Below are 25,746 nucleotides of genomic sequence, written 5' to 3' on the forward strand. Positions count from 1 at the left end.
CTGCCGCACTGCTGGCCTTCGGCACCACCCGCCTGCAGCAACGACAGGCCGAGCGCCGCTCCGCTGAGGTGGCCGCCAGCGCGGCGGCCGACCAGCCCGTCGCTCTGGAAGCGGTGTCGGCCCTGGGTCGGCTCGACCCCAGTGGTGAGATCCACCAGCTGGCGGCGCCGATCAGCGGCATCGGCGGCAGCCCCCGCATCACCCGCCTGTTGGTGGCGGAGGGTTCCCGGGTTGAAGCCGGCCAGCTGCTGGCCGAATTCGACACCGCCGCCAGTCTCAAGGCCCAGGCACGGGTGATTGACTCCCGGATCGCCAACCTGCGCTCCCGGCTGGCGGTGCAGGGCCGTGACATCGAGCGCTACCGCGAGCTCAGCCGCCAGGGGGCCATCGCCAGCACTGACCTCGATGGCCGCGAAAACGAACTCCTGGCCCTCAGCGGTCAGCTGCAGGAGGCCGTGGCCGAGCGGGAGCGCATCGCTGCCGACCTGGTGCTCACCGAACTCAGAGCTCCGATTGCCGGCACGGTGCTCCGTCTCCATGCCCGGGTGGGGGAGAGACCCGGCGAGGGGGGCGTTCTCGAGCTGGGGGCGAGCGAGCGCATGGAAGCGTTGATTGAGGTCTACGAAAGCGATATCAACCGGGTGCGGCTCAACCAGTCCGTGCTTCTCACCAGCGAGGCCGGTGGCTTCAGCGGCAGCCTGCGCGGCCAGGTGCTGCGCATCAGCCCCCAGGTCCGGCAGCGGGAGGTGCTCTCCAGCGATCCCACCCAGGACGCCGACACCCGCATCGTGGAGGTGCGGGTTGGGCTGGATCCTGAGGATTCCCAACGGGTGCGTGACCTGACCGGACTGCGGGTGATCGCCCAGCTGGAGGACTGATGGCCTGGAGGATCTGGCAGGGCCGGCGCATTCCGCTGGCCTGGTTGATGCTCACCCGTCAGCCGGTGCGGCTGGCGGTGGCCCTGGCCGGCATCGCCTTCGCCGGCATCCTGATGTTCATGCAGCTCGGCTTCCGCGACGGGCTGTTCGACGCCAGTGTCACCATCCATCGCCAGTTCGATGCCGATCTGGTGCTGATGAGTCCTCGGACCATGAGCTCGATCGGCATGGCCTCCTTCCCCCGTCGGCGCCTGGTTCAGACGATGGCCGATCCGGCCGTGCGCGGCATCACCCCGGTGAACTGGAGCCTGCTGCTCTGGCGCAATCCGGACACCCGCATCAACCGCTCGATCCTCACCCTCGGCTTCGAGCCCGGAGATCCCCTCTTCCTCGACCCGGCCCTGGCCCGTCAGGCCGAGGCGCTCACCCAGCGAGGTCGGGTGTTGTTCGATGAGCGCTCCCGCCCCGAGTTCGGATCGATTGCCGACCAGTTCCGTACCGGCGAGGTGGTGGAGACGGAGGTGGCCGGCAAGCGGGTGCGGGTGGCCGGCCTGCTCAACCTGGGGCCCTCCTTCGGCGCCGACGGCAACATGATCACCAGCCGGGAAACCTTCCTGGATCTGGCGCCCACAAGCCCCCCCGGAAGCATCGAGCTGGGCCTCATCCGCCTGGTGCCAGCAGCCGACTCCGAGATCGTGGCCCAGCGGCTGCAACGCCTGCTCCCCCCCGATGTCACCGTGTTCACCAAAGCGGGATTCGAGGAGTTCGAGAAGACCTACTGGCGCACCAGCACGGCGATCGGGTTCATCTTCACGCTCGGTGCGGCCATGGGCTTCATCGTCGGTTGCGTGATCGTTTACCAGATTCTCAGCTCCGATGTCTCCGATCACCTGCCCGAATACGCCACCTTGATGGCGATGGGCTACCCCCTGCCATCGCTGCTGCGGGTGGTGGGCCGTGAGGGACTGCTGCTGGCGGTGCTCGGCTACCTGCCCGCCTATGCCGCCGGACTCGGTCTCTACGCCCTGGTGCGCAGCGGCACCAACCTGCCCGTGTACATGAACACCGATCGCGCCCTGGTGGTGCTGGTGATGATCCTGGTGATGTGTCTGGCCTCATCGGCGCTGGCGATGCGCCGTCTGGCCGATGCCGATCCAGCCGAGATTTTCTGATGGAGATCTGCTGATGGGGATCGTGGTGCAGGGCCTCTGCCACAGCTATGGCAAGGGGGCCATGACCCGCCAGGTGCTGCAGGATGTGAACCTGCAGATCGATCGCGGTGAGGTGGTGCTGCTCACCGGTCCGTCCGGGTGTGGCAAAACCACCCTGCTGACCCTGGTGGGGGCCCTGCGGCAGGTGCAGCACGGATCTGTGCGGGTGTTGGGGCAGGAACTGGCCGGCGCCGGGCGCGCCAGCCGGCAGAGGCTGCGCCGACGCATCGGCATGATCTTTCAGGGGCACAACCTGCTGCGCTGCCTCAGCGCCGAACAGAACGTCCAGATGGGTGCCGACCTCCTGCCCGGACTGGGTTACCGGGCCCGGCGCGATCTCGCCCGCGAGTGGCTGCGGGCCGTGGGCCTGGGGGATCACCTGGCCAAGCTGCCCCACGATCTCTCCGGCGGCCAGAAACAGCGGGTGGCGATTGCCCGCGCCCTGGCTGCAGAACCCCAGCTGCTGCTGGCCGATGAGCCCACCGCCGCCCTCGATTCACGCAGTGGGCGGGATGTGGTGGAGCTGCTGCGGGGGCTGGCCCGTGAGCAGGGCTGCGCGGTGCTGATGGTCACCCACGACCCCCGCATCCTCGATGTGGGCGATCGTCTGGTGCGGATGGAGGACGGTCGTCTGGTCCGGTCTGTGGCTGAGGCAGTTGGTTAAGGTGATGGTTGACAAACTCTGAGGACAAGCCCATATGGCGAAACGTCGCAATCTGAAGAAGGAAAAGCAGGACCGCAACCGCGCCTACGCCAGAAAATTCAAGAAGCGCAAGCTGCGCAACGACGGCCGTGGTGAAGGGGTCGGCAACGGTGTGACCGGTACGGCCAACAACGGTGGCGCCGCGGACTGAATCCTCACCGGATGCGGCCATGGGCCCCGGGGATCCTTCGGGATTCCCGGCCCCACTTCACCCCTGCCCTGCTCAGCAAGCATGTTTCTGAGCGTCGTCATCCCCACCTACAACCGCCTGCCGATCCTGCGGAAGTGCCTGGCCGCCCTGGAGGCCCAGCAACTGGCGGAGCCGGTGAGCCGTTTCGAGGTGGTGCTCATTGACGACGGTTCCAGTGATGACACCGTGGCCTGGATCGAGAGCCACCGCAACGAGCTGCCACACCTGCGACTGCTCCAGCAGGAGCACGGCGGCCCCGCTGAGGGTCGCAACCGCGGCGTGGCTGCCGCCCGAGGCGAGGTGGTGGTGTTCATCGACAGCGACCTGGTGGTGCGGCCCGATTTTCTGGTGCATCACGCCCGCGCCCTGAGCGCCGACTGGGAGCGCCACAACAACCGCCTGAGCTTCACCTACGGGGCCGTTGTCAACACCGCCAATTTCGACCACCCCAGCAGCGAGCGCCACAAGCTGCGCGATCTCTCCTGGGCGTACTTCGCCACCGGCAATGTGGCCATCGAGCGCGAGCTGCTGGAGCGCGCCGGGCTGTTTGACACCGCCTTCCGCCTCTACGGCTGGGAGGATCTGGAGCTGGGTGAGCGTCTGCGCCGGCTGGGTGTGCGCCTGGTGCGCTGCCCCGAAGCCGTGGGCTACCACTGGCATCCCGCCCTCGATCTGGGCCAGATCCCGCGGCTGATTCAGGTGGAGCGTGAACGCGCGCGCATGGGCCTGGTGTTTTTCCGCAAACATCCCACCCGCAGGGTCCGCTTCATCGTGCAGTACACCTGGTTGCATCGGCTGCTCTGGGAGCTGGCCACCGTGTTTGGACTGCTCAATGAGCGCACCCTCGCGCCCCTGCTGCGCTGGCTGATCCGCAGTGGCAAGCCCGGACTGGCCATGGAGTTGCTGCGCCTGCCGCTCAACCGGATCGGCGTCAGCACCCTGTTCCAGCAAGCCCGCCGCCAGCGCCCGGGGAGCGCCGGGCCGGAGTCAGGCGGCTAAGGGGGGCGAGGGGTTGATTTGATAGGGTTCTGCTGTCCTTTCAAACCGCACACCTGCGTGTTTCGGGTGATCGGCGCGACGGCTCTCGGGCTTGGCAGCGGGGCAATCTCCCGGCTGCGCCTCTCTGAGTTCGGCGTTCGATCCCTGGCAGGTGGTGGCCAACCCGAAACTTTTTCACCATGGCTGTTGTCACTCTCTCCGAGATGATGGAGGCGGGCGCCCACTTCGGGCACCAGACCCGCCGTTGGAACCCGAAGATGTCGCGCTATATCTATTGCGCGCGCAACGGAGTTCACATCATTGATCTCGTGCAGACTGCCGTCTGCATGAACAACGCCTACAAATGGGTTCGCAGCGCTGCCCGCAGCGGCAAGCGCTTCCTGTTCGTGGGCACCAAAAAGCAGGCCTCCGAAGTGATCGCCCTCGAGGCCACCCGCTGCGGCGCCGCCTATGTCAACCAGCGCTGGTTGGGCGGCATGCTCACCAACTGGACCACGATGCGAGCTCGCATCGAACGTCTCAAGGACCTCGAGCGCATGGAGAGTTCCGGCGCCATCGCCATGCGGCCCAAGAAGGAAGCGGCCGTGCTGCGGCGCGAACTGGAGCGTCTGCAGAAATATCTGGGCGGCCTCAAGAACATGCGCCGACTGCCGGATGTGGTGGTGCTGGTGGATCAGCGCCGTGAATCCAACGCCGTGCTCGAGGCCCGCAAGCTCGATATCCCGCTGGTGTCGATGCTTGACACCAATTGCGATCCGGATCTCTGCGACGTGCCGATCCCCTGCAACGACGACGCGGTGCGGTCGGTACAGCTAGTGCTCGGTCGCCTGGCCGATGCCATCAATGAAGGCCGTCACGGCTCATCCGAGGAGCCTGAGCAGGCCTGAGTTCAGCCGGAAACTCCGATCCCTTTTCCCACACCCAGATTTCCTCACGCCATGGCTGAGATTTCAGCGAAGCTCGTCAAAACCCTGCGCGACAAGACCGGCGCCGGGATGATGGACTGTAAAAAGGCCCTCTCCGAAACCAACGGCGACACCGACAAAGCGATCGAATGGCTGCGCCAGAAAGGCATCGCCAGTGCCGAGAAGAAAGCGGGCCGCACCGCCGCTGAGGGAGCGATCGGCTCCTACATCCACACCGGTGCCCGGGTGGGTGTGCTGGTGGAGGTGAACTGCGAAACCGATTTCGTGGCCCGCGGGGACATCTTCCAGGAGCTGATCCGCAACGTGGCCATGCAGATCGCCGCCTGCCCCTCCGTCGACTACGTGAAGGTGGAGGACATTCCCGCTGAGGTGGCCGACCGCGAAAAGCAGATTGAGATGGGCCGCGATGATCTCGCTGGCAAGAAGGAGGAGATGAAGGAGCGCATTGTCAGCGGCCGTATTGGCAAGCGCCTCAAGGAAATGACCCTGATGGACCAGCCCTACATCAAGGACACCGCCATGACCGTGTCCGAACTGGTCAAGCAGGTGGCCGGCAAGGTGGGCGAGAACATTCAGGTGCGGCGCTTCGTGCGTTTCAACCTGGGTGAGGGCATCGAGGTGGAATCCGCCGATTTCGCCGCCGAAGTGGCGGCCATGGGCGGCGCCCTCTGAGCAGCAGACCCATCACTGCGGAACTCCCCCAGGGCGAGGGTCAAGCCCCGCTGGACAGCCTCGCCGAGGTGCGGCGTCAGCTCGACCTTGGCTGCGCCCAGCTGGGGGAGGCCAATCCCGGCCTCTACCGCGACCTGGCGCTCTATCTGCAGGTGCTGCGGGAGGTGCTCGCTGAAGCGGTGGAGCGGGCCTGCTTCCACCTCGCCACCCGCTTTCACCCCCAGCGCTACTGCGAGCTGCCGGACGATCACCGCAATCGCCTGCACGAGGGCAACACGGCCCTCGTGCGGCAGACCACCAGCCTGCTGACCGTGGAACAGCTCAGCGGCCTGGCCGGCGAGCTGGCGGCCGGGCGCCAGCGACGCCACCGCGACCTGTTGCACCAGCTGAGCCGACCGGCTACCGACGACCTGGGCATGGCGAGCGCTGAGCCCGAGGGTTCGGTGCAGCTCAATTTTGAGCCTCCGGTGGATTTCGGCTGGTCGGCTCTCGCCTCCCTGGGGGCGGGATCTCCCGTTCCGGATCGCGAACCGGCGCCAGAGCTCGACCCCCTGGACGATTCAGCTGAGCTGCTGGGCGTTGAGGGCATCCCCGCAGCCCTGGCCCAGGATGCCGCGGCGCCATGGGATTCGCCCCTGCTGCCGCAGGAGCCCCAGACGCTGCTCGCCTGGCTGGATGGCTACGAGCGCGCGCTGGTGCGGAGGCTGCGCAACCTCTCCCATGGTCTCAACGTGGAGCTGCTGCGTTCAGGCCTGAGCCGCAGCCTGTTGCCGTTGAGCCTCCTGGAGGCCGCCCTGCTCGGTCAGCTTGAGCCCCTGGCGGCTCCGGCCAACCTGCTGCGGGTGCAGCTGCCGGTGAGCCATCCCAGCGGCGGTCAGCTGGAGAGCGTGGCCATGCTGGTGCGGCCCGCTGATCTGGAGCTCGAGCACCCTCGCCTGCGCAGTTGTCGCGCCCGCCTGCAGTGCCACCGCCAGGAGATACGCAGAATGGCCGATCAGCATCGCCGTCTGCAGCGACGGCTCCAGGCGCTCGAGGCGGAACGGCTGTGGCACCAGGACCACCCCAGGTATCGGCAGCCCTAGATCCGGCGGCGACCGACGCCTGGTTCCGCGCCCTGCAGCAGGCTCTGCAGCTGGAGGCCGAACGGGGTTTCACGGATCTGATGGGCCGCCGTGAGCGTTTCAGCGCTTTCCTGGCCCGCAGCCTGAGCCAACCGCCGTCGGGGTTCAGGGCCGATACCGTCGCCGTAGCGCTGGCGGCCGATTTCAGCAGCTATGGCCAGCTGAGCACCAGCCAGCGGCAGGTGCTGGTACGCCGCTGTCGCCAGCACCTGCACGGCTGGCGACAGCGCACGCGCCCACCCAGCGCTCCAGCGGCGCCGCAGCTGCGCCTGGCAGCCACAACGGACACCGGTGCGCAGGACAGCGCGCCAACCACCCTGAATCCGGACACCCCGCTGGCGGAGATTCGGGGCGTGGGACCACGCAGCGCCACACGCCTGGCCCAGCTGGGGCTGTTCGTGGTGCGTGACCTGGTGCATTACTACCCGCGCGACTATCTCGACTACGCCAACCTGGTGCGCATCAACGCTCTGGTGCCCGGCAGCACCGCCACGATCGTGGCCACGGTGCGCAGCTGCCGCAGTTTCGTCAGTCCCCGCAATCCCCAGCTGGCGATCCTGGAGCTGCAACTGGCCGATCCCACCGGTCGACTGCGCGTCAGCCGCTTCTTCGCCGGCCGCCGCTTCACCAGCCCCGCCTGGCTCAAGCTGCAGGAGCGGCAGTTTCCCAGCGGAGCCACACTGGCCGTGAGCGGGCTGGTGAAGGCGGGGCCCTATGGCCCCCAGTTTCAGGACCCCCTGATGGAGGTGCTGCGCAGCCCCCAGGCCCCCGTGCGCTCCCCCCAGATCGGTCGACTGATCCCCGTGTATGGCCTCACGGAGGGCCTCGGCGCCGACCGCATGCGCCAGGCGATCACGGCCGTGCTGCCGGTGCTGCGGCGCTGGCCGGAACCCCTGCCCAAGGGGCTGCTGGCCGAGGAGGGACTGATCGAGCGGGCCCTGGCCCTGCAGCAGATCCACGGCCCGGCCGACCGGGAGCAGCTGCAGGCCAGCCGCCGCCGCCTGGTGTTCGATGAGTTTCTGCTGATGCAGCTGGGCCTGCTGCAGCGCCGGCGGCAGCTCACCAGCAGGCCGGCACCGGCCCTCACCCCCGCGCCGCCGAGCCCCAGCGGGGCGGGTGGGGATCTGCTGCAGAGCTTCCTCAACCTGCTGCCCTTCACCTTCACCACCGCGCAGGCCCGGGTGCTGGACGAGATCCGTGCCGACCTGGCCCGCGAGCAGCCCATGGCCCGCCTGCTGCAGGGCGATGTGGGCAGTGGCAAGACCGTGGTGGCGATCGCCGCCCTGCTCACCGCCATCGAAGCCGGCTGTCAGGGGGCGCTGATGGCCCCCACCGAGGTGCTGGCCGAGCAACATCACGCCCGCCTGGACGCCTGGCTGCCCCAGCTGCACGTGCGCTGCGCCCTGCTCACCGGCTCCACACCAGCGCGCCGGCGGCGCCAGCTGCTCGAGGATCTGGTCAACGGCCAGCTGCAGCTGCTCGTGGGCACCCATGCGCTACTGGAGGATCCGGTGCAGTTCGCCCGCCTGGGCCTGGTGGTGGTGGACGAACAGCACCGCTTCGGTGTGCGCCAGCGCGACCGGCTGCTCCACAAGGGGCTGCAGCCCCACCTGCTGACCATGACGGCCACCCCGATTCCCCGCACCCTGGCGCTCTCCTTGCACGGCGACCTGGAGGTGAGCCAGATCGATGAGCTCCCCCCCGGGCGCACGCCCATCCGCACGCAACTGCTGCGGGCCTCCGAGCGGGCGCAGGCCTACGACCTGATCCGCAGCGAAGTGGTGAGGGGCCAAAGGGCCTATGTGGTCCTGCCCCTGGTGGAAGAGTCGGAGAAGAGCGATCTGCGCTCGGCTGTGGAGGTGCACCGCCAGCTCGCCGGCGAGGTGTTTCCAGAGCTGCAGGTGGGGCTCCTGCACGGCCGCCTGGCCAGCGCTGACAAGCAGGCGGCCATTGCTGCCTTCGCCCGCGGCGACACCCACGTACTCGTGAGCACCACCGTGGTGGAGGTGGGGGTGGACGTGCCCGAGGCCAGTGTGATGGTGATCGAACATGCCGAACGCTTCGGGCTGGCCCAGCTGCATCAGCTGCGGGGCCGGGTGGGGCGCGGCGCGGCTGCCTCCCACTGTCTGCTGATCCACGACGGCCGCAACGCCGGAGCCCGCCAGCGTCTGGAGGTGCTGGTGCGCTCCAGCGATGGCTTCGAGATCGCCGAGATGGACCTGCGCCTGCGCGGCCCGGGCCAGGTGCTCGGCACCCGTCAGAGCGGTCTCCCCGATCTGGCCCTGGCCAGCCTGGCCGACGACGGTGAGGTGCTGGAACGGGCGCGCGCCGTGGCCAGGCGGATCCTGGAGCAGGATCCGGATCTCGCCGAACTTCCCCACCTGGCCAGGCTGTTGGACGGCCAGCGCCGCAGACTCAGCGAGCCAGCTCCGCTGAATTGATCACAGAGCCGTGAGCACCCGCCCCTGGACTGCGATTCCGATCCACGACGCCGGCCAGCCCCTGGAGCCCCTGCCTGGCGCCCTGGTGCGGCTGGAACCCCACCCCTACGTGGCCCTGAGGGCTCCTTACGGCGAGAGCGGTTCCCCGTTTCGGCTGCGGCCGGAGGTGAACCGGAGACTGCTCCAGGCCCAGCAGCTGTTGCGCCAATCGCAGCCACACTGGGCTCTGGCGATCTTCGATGGCTGGCGGCCCCTGGCGGTGCAGGCCTTCATGGTGGATCACAGCATCATCAGCAGTTGCCGCGAGCGGGGGATCGATCCGGGGCAGGCGAGCCCTGAGCGGGAGGCCGTGGTGGCTGAGGTGGGTCGCTTCTGGGCACCGCCGAATGCCGATCCCGCAGCACCGCCGCCCCACAGCACCGGTGCGGCGGTGGATCTCACCCTCGCCGACAACGAGGGTGAGCCTCTGGAGATGGGCTCGGCCATCGATGCCATCGGGGTGGTGTCGGAGCCCGACCATTTCCTGCGGGCCAGCCAGCAGTGCGGTGATCGCCAACTGCAGGCCCGCTACCTGCTCTGGCACCAACGGCGCAGCCTGCTGCGCGACGTGATGGATCAGGCCGGCTTCGTCCAGCACCCGAACGAGTGGTGGCATTTCAGCTGGGGCGATCAGCTCTGGGCCTGGCGCCGGGGCGAACCGGCGGCTCGCTTCGGGCGGGTGCGCTGATGGTGGAGCGGATCGACCCCAGACCCCGGTTCAGCTGGCGGCCACCGCCAGGAGCCGCTGCACATCCTCGCGGCCGCTCTTGACCACGAAGTCGCCGAAACCTCGGCGCAGTCCGCCCTGGCGCCAGGCCAGCAGCAACGGTTCGAGGGTGGCTTCGAGGGCGTCGAGGGGCATCTTCTCCAGGTAGGGCTCAGCCAGCCGGCTGAGCTGGGCACTGCCCCCCAGCCAGAGCTGGTATTGATCCACACCGCTGCCCACCAGGCCGAGCTCGGCCATGTAGGGACGGGAGCAGCCGTTGGGACAGCCGGTCATGCGCACCAGAATCGGTTTGTCGATCTGCAGCCGGTCAAGCAGGGTTTCGAGCCGATCGAGCACCGCCGGGAAGATGCGCTCCGATTCGGTGACCGCCAGCCCGCACAGGGGCAGGGCCGGGCAGGCGATGCCGTGGCGGGAGAGCAGGGAGGTTTCATCGGGCTTCTCCCAGCCCAGGGTGGCCAGTTCTGCCTTGAGGCTGGAGCGCTGGGCGGTGCCGATATTGCAGAGCAGCACATCCTGATTCGGGGTGACGCGCACCTCGAGCTTGTAGGTGTCCACCAGGCGTCGCAGACCGGCCTTGCGTTCACCGCTGAGGCGCCCGCAGAGGAGGGGCAGGCCCACAAACCACAGTCCGGGGCTCTGGCGGTGCCAGCCCAGGTAGTCCTCGAGCTTGGCCCGTGGCTCATCGCGCAGGGAACGGATCGGGTGCTGGAAGTAGCTGGAGCGCAGCTGCTCGCGGAACCAGTCGACACCGTTGTCGTGGATGAGGTATTTCATGCGCGCATGGCGCCGCTGCTCGCGATCACCGTGGTCGCGCTGCACGGCCACAACCGCCTGCACCAGATCGAGCACGTGCTCAAAGGCCACGTAACCCAAGGGATCGGCCGTACGGGCGAAGGTTTCCTCTTTGTTGTGGGTGCGGCCCATGCCGCCGCCTACATACACGTTGCAGCCCTGGGGGCGACCCTGGGGGTCGCAGAACAGCACCAGGCCGATGTCCTGGGTGAGCAGATCCACCGAGTTGTCACCCGGCACGGTCACGGCCACCTTGAACTTCCGCGGCATGTAGGTGCTGCCGTAGAGGGGCTCTGCGGCATCGCCGCTGAACACCTCACCCTCGCTCTGGCGCTCCTTGACGCGGCGGGCGCTGGCGCTGGGTTTGATCCGGTAGCTCAGGTCGCCATCCACCCAGAGGTCGAGGTAGGAGCCCTCTGCCGCCTGGGGGGCGAGCAGATCGGCAATATCATCAGCGAGGTCGCGGGCGGCGGGGTAGGCGCCCTTGGCGTAGGGCGCCGCAGGGGCCATCACGTTGCGGTTGATGTCCCCGCAGGCGGCCAGGGTGGAGCCCAGGTGCCGCACGATGGTGCCGATCACCTCCTTGAGATTCTCCTTGCGCACCCCGTGCATCTGGAAGGCCTGACGGGTGGTGGCCCGCAGGGTGCCGTTCCCGAGCTGATCGGAGAGTGAATCGAGAGCCAGGTAGAGGTCGGCGGGGATGCGGCCGCCGGGACTGCGCAGACGCAGCATCATCTGCCAATCCTTCTCGCGGCCCTTCTGGCGGTTGTCGCGATTGTCCTGCTGGTAGGAGCCGTGGAACTTGAGGATCTGAATGGCCGGCTCGGTGAAATTGGGCCTGTCATTGCCCAGTTCCGTGCCCAACGGCTCGTGCAGATGGCCGCTGTTGCTCTTGAGCTGCTCGAACTTGGTGGGCTCGCTGCTGCGCCGATCGTTCTGGCTGGAGCCAGCAGGCAGTGCGGTTCCGGCAGGCACTTGGGCGGACACGGTCACGCGGGCGATCCTCAACTCGCCGACCGTAGCGAACGGCAGTGGTTGCAGGCCGGTGAACCGGCTCCAGCTCAATCCATAGAGTTGGCGGCTGTCGTGGCCCCGTTCCGTGTCGTCGTTACTGCTGGAGATCGGAACCGAGGAGCTGCCCGCCGATTTCGTCCGACTTGCCCTGCCGCAGCTGCAGTCGCGGGTGGCGGCAGATCTGGCGGCGCAGCGTCTCGAGCCGGCGTTGCTGGAGGTCACCGGAACGCCACGTCGCCTGGTGGTGCTCGCCCAGGGGCTTGCGGCGGCCCAGCAGGATCGCGAGGAGGAACGCAAGGGCCCCCCGGCGGCCCAGGCCTTCCGGGATGGCCAGCCCACTGCGGCTGCCATCGGTTTCGCCCGGCGCTGCGGTGTGGGGCCTGAGGCCCTGAAGGTGCGGGACACAGCGAAGGGTCCGTTCGTGTTCGCCCATGCAGTGGAGCGGGGTGAGCCCACCGCCGCGGTGCTGGTGCGTCTCATCCCCGACTGGATCCAGGCCCTGCAGGGCCGGCGCTTCATGCGCTGGGGCGCGGGCGAGCGGCGCTTCTCCAGGCCCATCCGCTGGCTGGTGGCCATGCTCGATGCCGATGTCCTGCCGGTGCAGCTCGAGGGCTGCGATCCAGCGGTGATGGCCGGGGCCACAAGCCGGGGCCACCGCCTCGCGGGGGAGGCCGTGACCATCCGCTCGGCCGGCAGCTACCGCCAGAATCTGGCTGACGCGGGGGTGGAGGTGGAGCGCCGGGTGCGGGCCCAGGCCATCCGGGCGGCGGTGGATGCCGCCGCCGAGCAGCACCGGGCCAGGCCCGACCTGCCGGTTGAGCTGTTCGACGAACTGGTGGACCTGGTGGAGGCACCCCTGCCGATCGAGGGGCGGATCGATGACCGCTACCTCGATCTGCCGCCCGAAGTGCTGGGCACCGTGATGCGGGCCCACCAGCGCTACGTGCCGCTCTACGAGCGGCGGGAGAGCAGCGATCCCCTTGCCCTGCACGCCCGCGGTGTTCTGCAACCGCGTTTCCTCTGCATCGCCAGCGGTCGCCCTGAGGCCAGTGCCACCATCCAGCGCGGCAATGAACGGGTGCTCAAGGCCCGGCTGGCGGACGCTGAGTTCTTTCTCAATGCCGATCGTGCCGTCCCCAGCATCGACCGCCGCGACCAGTTGGCCCGGGTCACCTTTGCTGAGGGACTGGGCTCGCTGCGCGATCGTGTGGAACGGCTGGAATGGTGCACCGATGTGCTGCTGGAGCAGCTGGAGCTGCCTGCTGGCACCGCCGCCAACGCCCGCCGTGCCGCGCACCTCTGCAAGCACGATCTGGTGAGTCAGATGGTGGGGGAGTTCCCCGAGCTGCAGGGGGTGATGGGCGGGAAATATCTGTTGGCTGAAGGGGAAGCCCCCGAGGTGGCCCTGGCCGTGCTCGAGCACTACCGCCCCCGGGGCGCCGGCGACGCCCTTCCTCACTCTGACGCTGGAGCGGTGGTGGCCCTGGCCGAACGGCTGGAGCTGCTGCTGAGCATCTATGCCAAGGGGGAGCGGCCCAGCGGCTCCTCCGACCCCTACGCCCTGCGTCGTGCCGGCAATGGCCTGCTCCAGATCCTCTGGGACCGGGGATGGAACCTGGACCTGCTGGCGCTGCTGCGGCGGGGCACGGAGCACTGGGCCGAGCGGCTGCCTCAGTTCGCCATCGATGCCAGTGGCCTCCGCGCTGAGCTGGCCGAGTTGCTGCGCCAACGGATGGTGAGCCTGCTGGAAGAGCAGGGGGTGGCGCCCGATCTGGTGCAAGCCGTGGCTGGAGAGGGGATTGCACCGGAGCGGCTGCTGCGCCAGCCGGCCGATGCCAGGGTGCGTGCCGATCTTCTGGTGGAGCTGCGCTCCACTGGGCGTCTGGAGGGCGTACGCGCCGTGGTCACCCGTGCCGCCCGGCTGGCGGAGAACGCCGATCTGCCTCTGGATCAGCGCCAGGTCACGGGCAGCGTGAATGAACAGCTGTTCGAGAAGAGCAGCGAGTCCGCCATGCTGGCGGTGCTGCGAGAGCTCGAACCTCTGGCCCGTGATGGTGCCGCCCAGTGCTATGGCGAACTGGCCTCAGCCCTGGCCAGCAGCGCCGGCACCCTGGCCGATTTCTTTGACGGTGATCAGAGCGTGATGGTGATGGTCGATGACCCCGCGCTGCGCCGCAACAGACTCTCGCTGCTGGCCCTGCTCCGCAATCAGGCGGCCGTGCTGGCCGATTTCAGCTGCATCAGCGGCTGAAATCGGCCAGCGGGAGGGGCTCAGACCACCCCGGCGGGTTCCCGTTCGCCACTGTCCAAGGCGGCTGCCTCCACTCCGGCTGCCTTCGGGTCGGTGGAAGCCGGATTGGCTGTGGGCTGCTCGTCGTGTGCCTGCGCCAGCAGCGCCGCCTGCTTTTTCTCCTTGGACGCGTTGATGCCGCCCTTGATGCTGCTCACCGCGAGCAGGGCATTGACCTCGGCGTCGTCGCGCACGGTGCTGGGCACCGGCTTGTAACCTTGGGGAGCCAGGGCGTTCCCGCGCAGCACGGCCCCCAGGGTGAGCAGCGTGAGCTTGAGCTGCTGCCAGGGATTCATGGTCACAACGCGCTTGTAGAGGTAACTGTCGAAGGTGAGACGCTGCACATCCTTGTCGTCGCACATCTCCACGAACGCTTCGCGGGCTGCATCGTTGCGGTAGAAAATATTCTGGAGGATCTCCAGCACCTTGTAGGTGGCGCCGTACTGACGGTCCCACTTCTTGAGGTATGCCTTGAGGTCGGCTTCGCTGGGAATGCGTTGCCCCCCCGCACTGGCTGCCACGATCTGTTCGGCGCACATCCGGCCGCTCTTGGCGGCGAAATAGATGCCTTCGCCCGAGCTCTTGGTGACATAGCCGGCTGCATCGCCCACCAGGGCCATACGTCCCACCACCCGCCGTGGCCGCGGATGCTCAGGGATCGGGTGGGCCTCCACCTTGATCACCTCTCCCTTCACCAGCCGCTTCTTGGCCCGCTCGCGGATGCCCACCTGAAGGCTCTTGATGAGGGCCTGGTTCTGCTGCATCGTGCCGGTTCCCACGGCCACGTGGTCGTATTTAGGAAACACCCAGGCATAGAAATCGGGCGAGACATCGGTGCCGACGTACATCTCCGCCAGATCCTCGTAGTAGCTCATCTCTTCGGGCGGCAGTTTGATGCGCTCCTGAAAGGCGATGGCGACGTTGTAATCGCCGGCATCCATGGCCTTGGCGACACGGCTGTTGGCGCCGTCAGCTCCCACAATCAGGTCAACGTCCAGGGTCTTGGTGTCCCCGGTGGCCTCACCGCCGCTGTAGTCGGAGTAGGTGAGGGTGTAGGGACCCTGACGGTTGGTGCCGGTGTCGATCTTGGTGACCAGGCCGTTCACCAGGTGGGCACCAAGGTCGGCGGCGCGATTGCGAAGGTAGGAATCCAGCACCTCGCGGCGGCACATGCCGATGTATTCATCCTCATTCTCGAGATGAATATCCACCTCGCGGTTGGAGGGGGAGATCATCCGCATGTTGCGCACCTTGCGATCGATGATCGAATCAGGCAGGTCAAATTCGCTCACCATGCACAGCGGGATGGCGCCACCGCAGGGCTTGGCATTATCGAGCTTGCGCTCGAAGATCCAGGTTTCGATGCCGGCCTTGGCCAGAATCTCAGCGGTGCAGGAACCACTGGGCCCGCCGCCCACAACTGCCACTCGCAACATCGAATGCTCGCCCGGAAGGGAGTTGAGAAGTGGCCGGAAGCTAACACCGTTATCCGCGAGCCAGGGGCCAGAACCGGGCTCCCCACCTAGGATCTTCACGGTGTGTTGTCTGCGAGCCACGCACTCCGGTCCCTCCCCGCCGCCGTCAGCCATCGCTTCGCCTCAGCCTGCTTCCCCGCTCCCCGGCGCCCGGCGCCTGCAGTCCGGCGGCGGCATCCGTGGCTCGGGTGGGACAGCTGACGACATCCCCGTGGCGCAGCGCAGCCAGCCGGCGCGCCCTCCCCGTTCCTCCCTCCTCAATCGTCTGGGGCTCCTTGGTCTGGGCGTATCGGTGTTGAGCGTCGCCCTCGCACTCGCGTTTCCCGAGCCCCTGCGGCTCTGGCTGAGCCCCCCCCCGGTGCAGGGTCTGGATGCTCGCACCAGCGCCGACGGCCGACTGTTGGGTCACTTTCCCTATGGGGAAGCGTCCCCCGACGACCTTGTGGATGTGGCCCCCGGCCAGGCCCTGCACCGCGATGCCGCCGAAGCGCTGCTGGCGATGCAGCGTGCCGCCGCCGCCGATGGGGTTGAGCTGGTGGTGCTCAGTGCCTTCAGGCCGGCGGAGCTTCAGGAGGAGCTGTTCTTTGCCATCAAGTCGGAGCGCAATCAAAGCGCCCTGGAGCGGGCCCAGGTCAGCGCCCCTCCCGGCTTCTCCGAGCACAGCACCGGCTATGCGGTGGATCTGGGCGATGCCTACGCGCCCCAGAGTCAGCTGTCGGTGAATTTTGAGGGAACCCAGGCCTTCGCCTGGCTGCAGGCCAACGCCGCCCGCTATCACTTCACCCTCTCCTTTCCCCCCGGCAACGCCCAGGGGGTGAGCTACGAGCCCTGGCACTGGCGCTTCGAGGGCACGGCAGCGGCCCTGCAGCTGTTCGAGCCGGCCCACCGCCTTACCCGCAGCTGAAACACTGGTCTTGCGGTGAGGTGACTGTTCATGGTTCAGCGTTGGCTGCGTGGCTCCAGCCAGCGCCCCGTGCCTGCAGGCCCTATTCCCCGGCGACCGGCGCCGCAACAGCTGTTGCTCCTTGCCAGCACCACCGCCGCCGCGGGTTGGCTCGCGGAAGCGCTGCAGAGCCACCCCCACTGGAGCGGAGCGTTGCACCGACTGGGGCACGGAGATGACCCACTGGACATCGACCCGGCGCCAACGGGGTGTCGCGCTGTTCTGGTGGTGCGGCATCCGGCCCTGGAGGCGATCCCGCTGCAGTGCTGGCGGCGAACCGGTGAGCTGTTGCCCTATGGAACGGACGAGGGTGAATTCGGCTTCGGCCCCGGAGGGGGCGACTGAACCCGACGACCGTCCTGCCTTGCATGCATCATCGGTTAGTGTGCAGGGGACATAACAGTCCAGAAAGCAGGAATTCTTAAAGTATGAGCGGCGCACACCCCGGCACGCCGATTCGCAATGTTGCGATCATTGCCCACGTTGACCACGGCAAAACCACCCTGGTTGATGCGCTGCTGGCCCAGTCGGGCATCTTTCGCGACAACGAAGCGGTGCCCACCTGCGTGATGGACTCCAACGATCTAGAGCGGGAGCGGGGCATCACCATCCTCTCCAAGAACACCGCGGTGGATTACGAGGGGATCCGCATCAACATCGTGGACACGCCCGGTCACTCCGACTTCGGCGGCGAGGTGGAACGGGTGCTGGGCATGGTGGATGGCTGTCTGTTGATCGTTGATGCCAACGAGGGGCCCATGCCCCAGACCCGATTCGTGCTCAAGAAGGCCCTTGAAAAGGGCCTGCGACCGATCGTATTCGTGAACAAGATCGATCGGGCCCGAGTGGACCCGGAAGTGGCCGTCGACAAGGTGCTGGATCTGTTCCTCGAGCTCGGAGCCGACGACGACCAGTGTGATTTCCCCTACCTGTTCGGCAGCGGCATGGCCGGCTACGCCAAGCCCGACATGAAGACGGACAGCGACACCATGCGGCCGCTGTTCGAGGCCATCCTGCGCCATGTCCCACCGCCGGTGGGAGATCCCACCAAGCCCCTGCAGCTCCAGGTCACCACGCTCGACTACAGCGATTTTCTTGGCCGGATCATGATCGGCCGCATTCACAACGGCAGCATCAAAGCCGGTCAGCCCGTGTCGCTGCTGCGTGACGACGGCAGCGTCAAGCGCGGTCGCATCAGCAAGCTGCTCGGCTTCCAGGGCCTGCAGCGGGTGGAGATCGAGCAGGCCAGTGCCGGCGATCTGGTGGCCGTGGCTGGATTCGATGAGGTGAACATCGGCGAAACCATCGCCTGTCCCGACGAACCCAAGGCCCTGCCGCTGATCAAGGTGGATGAACCCACCCTGCAGATGACCTTCGTGGTCAACGACTCTCCGTTCGCGGGAAAGGAAGGCAAGTTCGTCACCAGCCGTCAGGTGCGTGACCGCCTGCAGAAAGAGCTCCTCACCAATGTGGCGCTGCGCGTGGAAGACACCGACTCACCGGACCGCTGGTCCGTGAGCGGACGGGGTGAACTGCACCTCGGCATCCTCATCGAAACCATGCGCCGGGAGGGCTATGAGTTCCAGGTGAGCCAGCCACAGGTGATCTTCCGCACCATCGACGGCACACCCCATGAGCCCTTTGAGACCCTGGTGCTGGATGTACCCGAGGCAGCTGTGGGGGCATGCATCGAAAAGCTCGGCGTGCGCAAGGCCGAGATGCAGAACATGGAAACCACCAGCGACGGCCGGACCCAGTTGGAATTCCTGGTTCCCGCACGGGGACTGATCGGTTTCCGGGGGGAGTTCATCCGGGCCACCCGCGGTGAGGGCATCATGAGCCACTCCTTCCTCGATTATCGGCCGATGCAGGGCGAGTTCGACACCCGTCGCAACGGTGTGCTGATTGCCTTCGAAGAAGGAACGGCCACCTTCTATGCCCTCAAGAACGCCGAGGATCGCGGACAGTTCTTCATCACCCCCGGCACCAAGGTGTACAAGGGCATGATCGTGGGTGAGAACACCAGAGCCCAGGACATTGATATCAACGTCTGCAAGGCCAAGCAGGTCACCAATATCCGCTCCGCCGGCGCTGAGGTGCTCGACACCCTGCAGGCCCCGCTGCAGATGAGCCTGGAGCGCGCTCTGGAGTACATCGGATCGGACGAGATGCTGGAAGTCACGCCGGAGTCGATCCGCCTGCGCAAGCTGCCGGTGAAGAAGGCCGCTCGGCGTTGACAGTGGATCCGGAGGAGGCCCAACTCCTCGCCGATCCGCGGCTGAAGGAAGCGATCCGGCTGTTCAATGCGGCCGACTGGTACGCCTGCCATGACAGCTTCGAGGCGCTCTGGCACGAAACGGCCGGACCCATGCGGCCTGTGTTACAGGGACTTCTGCAGATCGCCGTGGGTCAGCTGCACCATGCCAACGGCAACCAGCGTGGAGCCACCGTGCTCACCGGCGAAGGTCTGGGGAGATTGCGGACGGCGGGAGCCCAGGCCCTGGGACTGAACCTGGACGTCCTCAGGGCCAGCGGTCGTTCCTGGTTGGAGGCCCTGCAGGCCGGCGAGGCTGCCCCCGAGCTGCCAGCTCCGGCCCTGGTTCCTGCCCCGGCGGAGGTCGATGGGGCCCCTCGGTAGATTCCCTGGATCGGCACCACCGCCCGTTCGGCTGCCCTTCCACGTACCTGTGCACGCTGTCTCCCTGCTGAGCGCACGCTCCCTGGTGGGTCTTGGCCTCACCGGCCTGGTTCTGTGCATGGCGCTGCCCCGTGCCGGACGTGCCCAGCCCAGCGACGCGGCGGTCACCCCCGGCACGGGGATCGTCTCGATCGAGTCCGACCTGCAACGGGCCGACAACCTCACCGGCGTGATCACGGCATCGGGCAATGTGCGCATCGTCTATCCCGATCGCCGGGTGGTGGCCACGGCCCGGCAGGCCCAATACTTCAGCCGCGAGGGACGAGTGGTGCTGAGCGGTGATGTGGACGTGATTCAGCTGGAGGGCCCCTCAATCCAGGCCGAGCGCATCACCTACCTGGTGGATCAGGAACGGGTGATCGCCGAACCCGCCAGCGGAGAACAGGTGCTCAGCCGCTTCCCCGTGGCGCCGCCGGCGCCATGACCCTGACCCTCGACGACGTGCTCCTGGCCATCGCTGGCCGGGTGCTCGTCAACCATGTGTCGATCACACTGGAACCTGGCGAGGTGGTGGGACTGCTGGGACCGAACGGGGCCGGCAAAACCACCACCTTTGGCCTGGTCACAGGTCTGCTGCGTCCTGATGGCGGCCGGGTGCTCCTGGATGGCGATGACATCTCCAGGCTGCCGATGCCCAGCCGGGCTCGCCTCGGCATCGGCTACCTCCCCCAGGAAGCCAGCGTCTTCCGCCAGCTGAGTGTGCGCGACAACCTGCGTCTCACCCTGGAGCAGAGCGGCACTCCGAGGCCTTTGCGACGCCAGCGTCTGGATACCTTGATCGCTGAGTTCCATCTCGGCGCCTTCGAACAGCGCCGCGGCTTTCAGCTCTCCGGTGGCGAGCGCCGGCGCTGTGAGGTTGCCCGGGCGCTGGCGGTGGGGGAAGCGGGTCCCCGCTTCCTGCTCCTCGATGAACCCTTTGCCGGGGTCGACCCGATCGCGGTGGCCGATCTGCAGCAGCTGATCGGCGGTCTGCGCCGCCGCGGTATGGGCGTGCTGATCACCGACCACAACGTGCGCGAGACCCTGGCGATCACCGATCGGGCCTACATCCTCTCGGAAGGAGCGATTCTGGCCTCGGGAACATCGGAGGATGTGGGCCACGATCCACTGGTGAGAAGCCACTACCTCGGCGAGGGATTCCGGTTGTGACCGTGTGGCATCGGGCACTGCAGGGCCTCACCAGCCCCTGGCGACGGTTGCCGCTGATCGATCGCTGGCTTCTGGGTGAGCTGATCGGACCGCTGCTGTTCGGCATCGGTGCCTTCACGGCCGTCTCGCTCTCTGTCGGGACGGTGTTCGATCTTGTGCGCCGCATCGCTGAATCGGGCCTGTCGGTGGGCATCGCGCTGCAGGTGCTGGCCCTGGAGCTGCCCTCCTTCCTGGTGCTCTCCTTTCCGATGGCCACGCTGATGGCCTGCCTGCTCACCTACAGCAAGCTCTCGGGCAACAGCGAGCTCACGGCCCTGCGCAGCGTGGGTGTGACCACCTGGCGCATGGTGCTACCGGCTCTGGCCCTGGCCCTGGCGATGACGCTGCTCACGTTCGGCTTCAACGAAGCCGTGGTGCCCCACACCCTGCTGCAGGCCGAGGCCACCCGGGACCGGGCCGTGGGCCGGGCGGTGGTGGGGGAGGACCGGCAACGGGTGAGTTATTCGCAGTTCGGCACGGTGACCCAGCCTGACGGCAGCCGGGAGCGCACGCTCACCCACTTCTTTTACGCCCAGCGTCTCAACCAGGGGGTGATGGAGCAGGTAACCGTGCTCGATCTCTCCCAGCCCGGACAGCGGCTGATGCTCACCGCTGAGGAAGGCCGCTGGAACGAACCGGAGGCGATGTGGGAGTTCCTGAACGGCAAGCTCTACGTGGTGAGTGCACAGGGGGGCGAAAGCATCACCTCGGCGCGCTTTGATCGCTACCTCTACCCGCTCGGCAACCAGCCCCTGCGGGTGGCCCAGCTGCCCACCGACGCCGAGATGCTCACGATCGGTCAGGCCCGCACGGCCGAGCGCCTGCTGCGGGAATCGGGCGATCCCCAGGCCGCCCGCAAGCTGCGCGTGCGCATCCAGGAGAAGTTCTCCTTCCCGGCGGTCTGCCTGGTGTTCGGGCTGCTGGGCAGCAGCCTGGGGGTGCGACCCAATGGTCGCCGCAGCCGCAGCCAGGGCTTCGGCATCAGTGTGTTGCTGATCTTCGGCTACTACGTGGTGGCCTTCAGCTTCAGCGCCATGGGCGTCAACGGCGCTCTGACACCCCAGCTCGCAGCCTGGCTGCCGGTGGCCATCTTCCTGGTCATCGGCGCCGGGCTGCTGCGCCAGGCCAGCCGCTAGGCGTCAGACTGGGTGTAGGTATCCCTTCCACCTTGCTCGATCTGTTGCGTGACCCGGTGACGGCCCTTGGCCTCACCGCCTTCTTCCTGCTGCTGTCTGTGCTGCCCCTGGCCTTCTGGTCCCTGAGCGGGGAACGCAGCAGTGCTCCCGTGCGCGTGCTGGTTGCGGCCGCCAATCTCTGCCTCACGGCCCAGCTGGTGCTGCGCTGGCTGGATTCCGGCCACTTTCCCATCAGCAACCTCTACGAATCGCTCTGCTTCCTGGCCTGGGGCTGCACCCTGGTGCAACTGCTGGTGGAACGCAGCTGGCCTTCGCCCCTGGTGCCGGCGGCCGCCACCCCGGTGGCCCTGGGCTGTGTGGCCTTCGCCAGCTTTGCCCTGCCCGATCGTCTTCAGGAAGCCTCTCCCCTGGTGCCGGCCCTGCGCTCCAGCTGGCTGATGATGCATGTGAGTGTGATCATGCTCAGCTATGCCGCCCTGCTGGTGGGATCCCTGCTCTCGGTGGCGGTGCTGTTCACCAGCCGCGGTCACGATCTTGAGCTGCGCAGCAGCTCGATCGGCAGTGGCGGTTTCCGCCAGGCCCGCCTGGCCAGTGACGGTCCCGGGGCCATGGCCGCCCCGCTGCAGCTGAGCAGCGTGTCGATGTCGGTGGCCGAGCAGCTCGATTCACTCAGCTATCGCACCATCACCGTGGGCTTCCTGCTGCTCTCGGTGGGGCTGGTGAGCGGTGCGGTGTGGGCCAATGAAGCCTGGGGCAGCTGGTGGAGCTGGGATCCAAAGGAAACGTGGGCCCTGATCTGCTGGCTGGTGTACGCCGCCTACCTGCACACCCGCCTGATCCGCGGCTGGCAGGGCCGGAGGCCGGCCCTGGTGGCCAGCGCCGGCCTGGTGGTGATTGCCGTCTGTTATATCGGCGTCAACCTGCTCGGCATCGGCCTGCATAGCTACGGCTGGTTCTTTGACAGCTGAACGCAACCAGTGGGCCGATCAGGCGGCCACCGGTTCGGGCCTGCGGCTGCGGCGGATCCCCTCGATCGCTTCGGCGTAGTCGCTGGCGCCGAACACGCCGGAGCCACTGACGATGGCGTTGGCACCAGCCTCGATCACCTTCCAGGCATTGGCAGGCTTGATGCCGCCATCCACCTCGATCCAGGGATCCACGCCCTTCGCGTCGCACATCCGGCGCAGGGCGCGGATCTTGTCCACCTGGTTGTCGATGAAGCTCTGGCCACCGAAGCCGGGGTTCACGCTCATCACCAGCACCAGATCGCAGAGCTCGAGGCAGTATTCGAGGGTGTCGATGGGGGTGCTGGGGTTCAGAACCGCGCCCGCCATCTTGCCGAGGTCGCGGATCTGGGCCAGGTTGCGGTGCAGATGCGGGCAGGCCTCCACCTGCACGGAAATGATGTCGGCGCCGGCCTTGGCGAAGTCGGCCACGTAGTTCTCCGGCTCCACGATCATCAGGTGCACATCGAGGGGCTTGCTGGTGACGGGACGCAGCGCCTGCACGATCAGGGGGCCGATGGTGATGTTGGGCACAAAGCGCCCATCCATCACATCGACATGGATCCAGTCGGCTCCGGCCTGATCCACAGCGCGCACGTCATCACCCAGCCGGGAGAAATCGGCCGACAGGATCGACGGGGAGACCACCAGTGACTTCGCGCTCATGGGGATGCCGGCAAGGAAAGATCCATTGTAGGAACGGGCCAGGCTTGGCACTCGGGCAGAGGATCAGGCCTGGGGCTGCGGATCATGACTGGGGCCGCTGATACAGTGACGCGGCTTCAGGCCCGGGAGGCAGCGCAGGGGCGGAGTTCCGGGTTCAGGGCTGACGGGGACTCCCGATCAGCGATCCGAGCACCGCTTCTGAGGTCCGGCTCCCGCGTCAGCCCCTTCCTCCCTGCCGGATCACCGTGGATCGCACCCTCATTCAGGAAATACTCGAGGTCGTTGAACAGGCGGCCATCGCCTCGGCCCGCCTCACCGGCATGGGGCTCAAGAACGAAGCCGATGCCGCGGCGGTGGAAGCCATGCGCGAGCGCATGGGCCAGATTCAGATGCAGGGCCGCATCGTCATCGGTGAGGGCGAGCGCGATGAGGCGCCCATGCTCTACATCGGCGAGGAGGTGGGCAGCGGCACGGGCCCCGGGGTTGATTTCGCCGTGGATCCCTGTGAGGGCACCAACCTCTGCGCCAACAGCCAGCGCGGCTCGATGGCGGTGCTGGCGGCCTCCGATCGCGGCGGCCTGTTCAATGCCCCCGACTTCTACATGAACAAGCTGGCCGCGCCTCCGGCCGCCAAGGGCAAGGTGGACATCCGCAAGTCGGCCACCGAGAACATCGAGATCCTCAGCCAGTGTCTGGGCCTCCCCACCACCGATCTGGTGATCGTGGTGATGGACCGTGCCCGCCACAAGAGCCTGATCGCCGAGATCCGCACCACAGGCGCCCGTGTGCAGCCGATCTCCGACGGCGATGTGCAGGCGGCCATCGCCTGCGGGTTCGCCGGCACCGGCACCCACTGCCTGATGGGCATCGGCGCTGCTCCGGAGGGGGTGATCTCCGCCGCCGCCCTGCGGGCCCTGGGTGGCCACTTCCAGGGACAGCTGGTGTACGACCCGGCCGTGGCCCAGACCCAGGAGTGGGAGGGCCTCACCCGCGAGGGCAACCTGGCCCGTCTGGCCGAGATGGGGATCAGTGATCCCGACAAGGTGTATGAAGCCCAGGAGCTGGCCTGCGGCGAGAATGTGGTGTTCGCCGCGTCCGGCATCACCGATGGCCTCCTGTTCGACGGGGTGAAATTCGAGACGGACTGCACCCGCACCAGCTCCCTGGTGATCAGCACCCTCGACAACACCGCCCGGTTCACGACCACGGTGCATATCAAGGAGGGAGCCCAGAGCATCGCCCTGCGCTGAGGCCCTCCCCCCGGCTGATCAGCCCCATTCCCCCCTCTCCATGCACATCGCGGTCGTCGGACTGAGCCATCGCACCGCCCCGGTGGAGATCCGGGAACGGCTCAGCATCCCGGAGCAGACGATGGAGGACTCCCTCCAGCAGCTGCGCAGCGACGATCAGGTGCTGGAGGCCTCCATCCTCAGCACCTGCAACCGGCTCGAGATCTACACCCTGCTGCGCAACCCGGAGCAAGGAATCTCAGCGGTGGGCCAGTTCCTCAGCCAGGTGTCAGGCCTGGCGATCGAGGAGCTCAGCCCGCACCTGTTCACCTACCACCACGAGGATGCGGTGGCCCACCTGATGCGGGTGGCCGCCGGGCTCGACTCCCTGGTGCTGGGGGAGGGCCAGATCCTCTCCCAGGTGAAGCGCATGGTGCGCCTGGGTCAGGAGCATCGCTCCCTCGGCCCGATCCTCAACCGCCTGCTCAACCAGGCCGTGAGCACCGGCAAACGGGTGCGCACCGAGACCAAGCTCGGCACTGGCGCCGTGTCGATCAGCTCGGCCGCCGTGGAGCTCGCCCAGCTGAAGGTGGGCCAGGCCCGCGGGCGCGACGAGATGGTGTCGCTGGATCAGGAACAGGTGGCCGTGGTGGGCGCGGGCCGCATGGCCCGCCTCTTGCTCCAGCACCTCCAGGCCAAGGGATGCCGCGGGGTGGTGCTGCTCAACCGCACCGTCAACCGGGCAGAGTTGCTGGCGGCCGACTTCCCCGATCTGCCGGTGCAGTGCCGGCCGCTGGACGATCTCGACCACTGCCTGAGCACCTGCTCGCTGGTGTTCACCAGCACCGCGGCCGAGGAACCGATCATCTCCACTGAGCGCCTCTGCGGACTCAACCGGCGCAGCTCGCTGATGCTCATCGACATCGGCGTGCCCCGCAATATCGCCGCCGACACCGTGTCCCTGGCGGGGGTGCAGGCGTTTGACGTGGACGATCTCCAGGAGGTGGTGAGCCGCAACCAGGAGGCCCGGCGCGAGATGGCCGCAGAGGCCCAGGTGATGCTTGAGGACGAGGCGCGACTGTTTCTGGAGTGGTGGGATGGTCTGGAGGCCGTGCCGGTGGTGAACCGGCTGCGCCGTCAGCTTGAGGACATCCGCGAACAGGAACTGCAGAAGGCACTCAGCCGCATGGGCCCCGACCTTTCGGCCCGTGAACGCAAGGTGGTGGAGGCCCTCAGCAAGGGAATCGTCAACAAGATCCTGCACACCCCGGTCACCAACATCCGCGCCCCCCAGCCACGCCAGCAGCGCCACAGCGCCATGCGGGTGCTGGAGGAGCTGTTCGAGCTCCACGAGCCTCCCCAGAGCGACTGACGGTGGCCTGGGGAGGCCTTCCGGCGCCCGCT

Annotated in this window: 24 protein-coding genes; 21 read left to right on the forward strand and 3 right to left on the reverse strand. The window is 67.3% G+C overall.

Annotation, left to right across the window (positions count from 1 at the left end; genetic code table 11):
* Positions 1-68: 68 nt before the first annotated feature.
* The 10 genes from KBY96_RS04225 to KBY96_RS04270 all read left to right on the forward strand — a co-directional run bounded on the left by KBY96_RS04225 (position 69) and on the right by KBY96_RS04270 (position 9,868).
* Positions 69-878, forward strand: coding sequence for an HlyD family efflux transporter periplasmic adaptor subunit (locus KBY96_RS04225; protein WP_254977970.1), 810 nt, complete (start codon positions 69-71; stop codon positions 876-878).
* Positions 878-2,050: an ABC transporter permease DevC gene (devC, locus tag KBY96_RS04230; RefSeq protein WP_254977971.1), complete on the forward strand. Its 1,173-nt coding sequence runs from the start codon at positions 878-880 to the stop codon at positions 2,048-2,050. The genes KBY96_RS04225 and devC overlap by 1 nt, the downstream gene beginning before the upstream one ends.
* Positions 2,051-2,063: 13 nt before the next feature.
* Positions 2,064-2,753, forward strand: coding sequence for an ATP-binding cassette domain-containing protein (locus KBY96_RS04235; RefSeq protein ID WP_254977972.1), 690 nt, complete (start codon positions 2,064-2,066; stop codon positions 2,751-2,753).
* Positions 2,754-2,787: 34 nt separating this feature from the next.
* Positions 2,788-2,943: a hypothetical protein gene (locus tag KBY96_RS04240; protein WP_254977973.1), complete on the forward strand. Its 156-nt coding sequence runs from the start codon at positions 2,788-2,790 to the stop codon at positions 2,941-2,943.
* A gap of 81 nt (positions 2,944-3,024) precedes the next feature.
* Positions 3,025-3,981 carry a glycosyltransferase family 2 protein gene (locus KBY96_RS04245; RefSeq protein ID WP_254977974.1) on the forward strand — a complete coding sequence of 319 codons (957 nt, stop codon included), beginning with the start codon at positions 3,025-3,027 and terminating at the stop codon, positions 3,979-3,981.
* A gap of 179 nt (positions 3,982-4,160) precedes the next feature.
* A complete protein-coding gene (rpsB, locus tag KBY96_RS04250) occupies positions 4,161-4,868 on the forward strand; it encodes a 30S ribosomal protein S2 (protein WP_254977975.1) in 708 nt (235 codons plus the stop codon).
* Positions 4,869-4,919: 51 nt separating this feature from the next.
* Positions 4,920-5,579, forward strand: coding sequence for a translation elongation factor Ts (tsf, locus tag KBY96_RS04255; RefSeq protein WP_254977976.1), 660 nt, complete (start codon positions 4,920-4,922; stop codon positions 5,577-5,579).
* 68 nt (positions 5,580-5,647) lie between these two features.
* The gene (locus KBY96_RS04260; protein ID WP_254977977.1) at positions 5,648-6,661 is read left to right on the forward strand and encodes a hypothetical protein; all 1,014 of its coding nucleotides are present in this window, start codon (positions 5,648-5,650) and stop codon (positions 6,659-6,661) included.
* Positions 6,625-9,141 (forward strand): ATP-dependent DNA helicase RecG, encoded by a 2,517-nt coding sequence (gene recG, locus KBY96_RS04265; protein WP_254977978.1) that lies wholly within the window; start codon positions 6,625-6,627, stop codon positions 9,139-9,141. The genes KBY96_RS04260 and recG overlap by 37 nt, the downstream gene beginning before the upstream one ends.
* Before the next feature lie 10 nt (positions 9,142-9,151).
* On the forward strand, positions 9,152-9,868 hold the full coding sequence (locus KBY96_RS04270) for a M15 family metallopeptidase (protein WP_254977979.1): 717 nt from the start codon (positions 9,152-9,154) through the stop codon (positions 9,866-9,868).
* A gap of 30 nt (positions 9,869-9,898) precedes the next feature.
* Here the strand turns inward: KBY96_RS04270 and KBY96_RS04275 are convergent, their stop codons facing one another.
* On the reverse strand, positions 9,899-11,674 hold the full coding sequence (locus KBY96_RS04275; RefSeq protein WP_396122256.1) for an NADPH-dependent assimilatory sulfite reductase hemoprotein subunit: 1,776 nt from the start codon (positions 11,672-11,674) through the stop codon (positions 9,899-9,901).
* Between the two features lie 124 nt (positions 11,675-11,798).
* Here KBY96_RS04275 and glyS point away from each other — a divergent pair, with 124 nt between their 5' ends.
* Complete coding sequence (glyS, locus tag KBY96_RS04280) at positions 11,799-13,964, forward strand: glycine--tRNA ligase subunit beta (RefSeq protein WP_254977980.1); 2,166 nt, start codon at positions 11,799-11,801, stop codon at positions 13,962-13,964.
* Positions 13,965-13,984: 20 nt separating this feature from the next.
* Here glyS and chlP read toward each other — a convergent pair whose 3' ends face one another.
* Positions 13,985-15,439: a geranylgeranyl reductase gene (chlP, locus tag KBY96_RS04285; protein ID WP_254977981.1), complete on the reverse strand. Its 1,455-nt coding sequence runs from the start codon at positions 15,437-15,439 to the stop codon at positions 13,985-13,987.
* A 331-nt stretch (positions 15,440-15,770) separates the two neighbouring features.
* On the opposite strand from chlP, the gene KBY96_RS04290 reads away from it, so the two are divergent.
* The 8 genes from KBY96_RS04290 to ccsB all read left to right on the forward strand — a co-directional run bounded on the left by KBY96_RS04290 (position 15,771) and on the right by ccsB (position 22,411).
* Positions 15,771-16,382 carry a D-alanyl-D-alanine carboxypeptidase family protein gene (locus tag KBY96_RS04290; protein ID WP_396122257.1) on the forward strand — a complete coding sequence of 204 codons (612 nt, stop codon included), beginning with the start codon at positions 15,771-15,773 and terminating at the stop codon, positions 16,380-16,382.
* A gap of 114 nt (positions 16,383-16,496) precedes the next feature.
* The gene (locus KBY96_RS04295; protein ID WP_254977983.1) at positions 16,497-16,766 is read left to right on the forward strand and encodes a hypothetical protein; all 270 of its coding nucleotides are present in this window, start codon (positions 16,497-16,499) and stop codon (positions 16,764-16,766) included.
* 83 nt (positions 16,767-16,849) lie between these two features.
* Positions 16,850-18,658, forward strand: a complete 1,809-nt coding sequence (typA, locus tag KBY96_RS04300; protein ID WP_254977984.1) for a translational GTPase TypA — start codon at positions 16,850-16,852, stop codon at positions 18,656-18,658.
* 2 nt (positions 18,659-18,660) lie between these two features.
* A complete protein-coding gene (locus KBY96_RS04305) occupies positions 18,661-19,059 on the forward strand; it encodes a DUF309 domain-containing protein (protein WP_396122258.1) in 399 nt (132 codons plus the stop codon).
* A 49-nt stretch (positions 19,060-19,108) separates the two neighbouring features.
* On the forward strand, positions 19,109-19,543 hold the full coding sequence (locus KBY96_RS04310) for an LptA/OstA family protein (RefSeq protein ID WP_396122248.1): 435 nt from the start codon (positions 19,109-19,111) through the stop codon (positions 19,541-19,543).
* Complete coding sequence (gene lptB / locus KBY96_RS04315) at positions 19,540-20,268, forward strand: LPS export ABC transporter ATP-binding protein (protein ID WP_254977986.1); 729 nt, start codon at positions 19,540-19,542, stop codon at positions 20,266-20,268. Before KBY96_RS04310 ends, lptB begins: the two co-directional genes overlap by 4 nt.
* A gap of 2 nt (positions 20,269-20,270) precedes the next feature.
* Positions 20,271-21,443, forward strand: coding sequence for an LptF/LptG family permease (locus KBY96_RS04320; RefSeq protein WP_396122259.1), 1,173 nt, complete (start codon positions 20,271-20,273; stop codon positions 21,441-21,443).
* A 32-nt stretch (positions 21,444-21,475) separates the two neighbouring features.
* Complete coding sequence (gene ccsB / locus KBY96_RS04325; RefSeq protein WP_254977988.1) at positions 21,476-22,411, forward strand: c-type cytochrome biogenesis protein CcsB; 936 nt, start codon at positions 21,476-21,478, stop codon at positions 22,409-22,411.
* 18 nt (positions 22,412-22,429) lie between these two features.
* On the opposite strand, the gene rpe is transcribed toward ccsB, so the two are convergent.
* A complete protein-coding gene (gene rpe, locus KBY96_RS04330; RefSeq protein ID WP_254977989.1) occupies positions 22,430-23,113 on the reverse strand; it encodes a ribulose-phosphate 3-epimerase in 684 nt (227 codons plus the stop codon).
* 245 nt (positions 23,114-23,358) lie between these two features.
* Here rpe and glpX point away from each other — a divergent pair, with 245 nt between their 5' ends.
* Both glpX and KBY96_RS04340 read left to right on the forward strand, forming a co-directional pair.
* A complete protein-coding gene (gene glpX, locus KBY96_RS04335) occupies positions 23,359-24,363 on the forward strand; it encodes a class II fructose-bisphosphatase (protein ID WP_254977990.1) in 1,005 nt (334 codons plus the stop codon).
* Between the two features lie 40 nt (positions 24,364-24,403).
* Positions 24,404-25,714: a glutamyl-tRNA reductase gene (locus KBY96_RS04340; RefSeq protein WP_254977991.1), complete on the forward strand. Its 1,311-nt coding sequence runs from the start codon at positions 24,404-24,406 to the stop codon at positions 25,712-25,714.
* Positions 25,715-25,746: the final 32 nt, after the last annotated feature.

This window comes from Cyanobium sp. ATX 6A2 (assembly GCF_024346355.1).
Lineage (GTDB): Bacteria > Cyanobacteriota > Cyanobacteriia > PCC-6307 > Cyanobiaceae > NIES-981.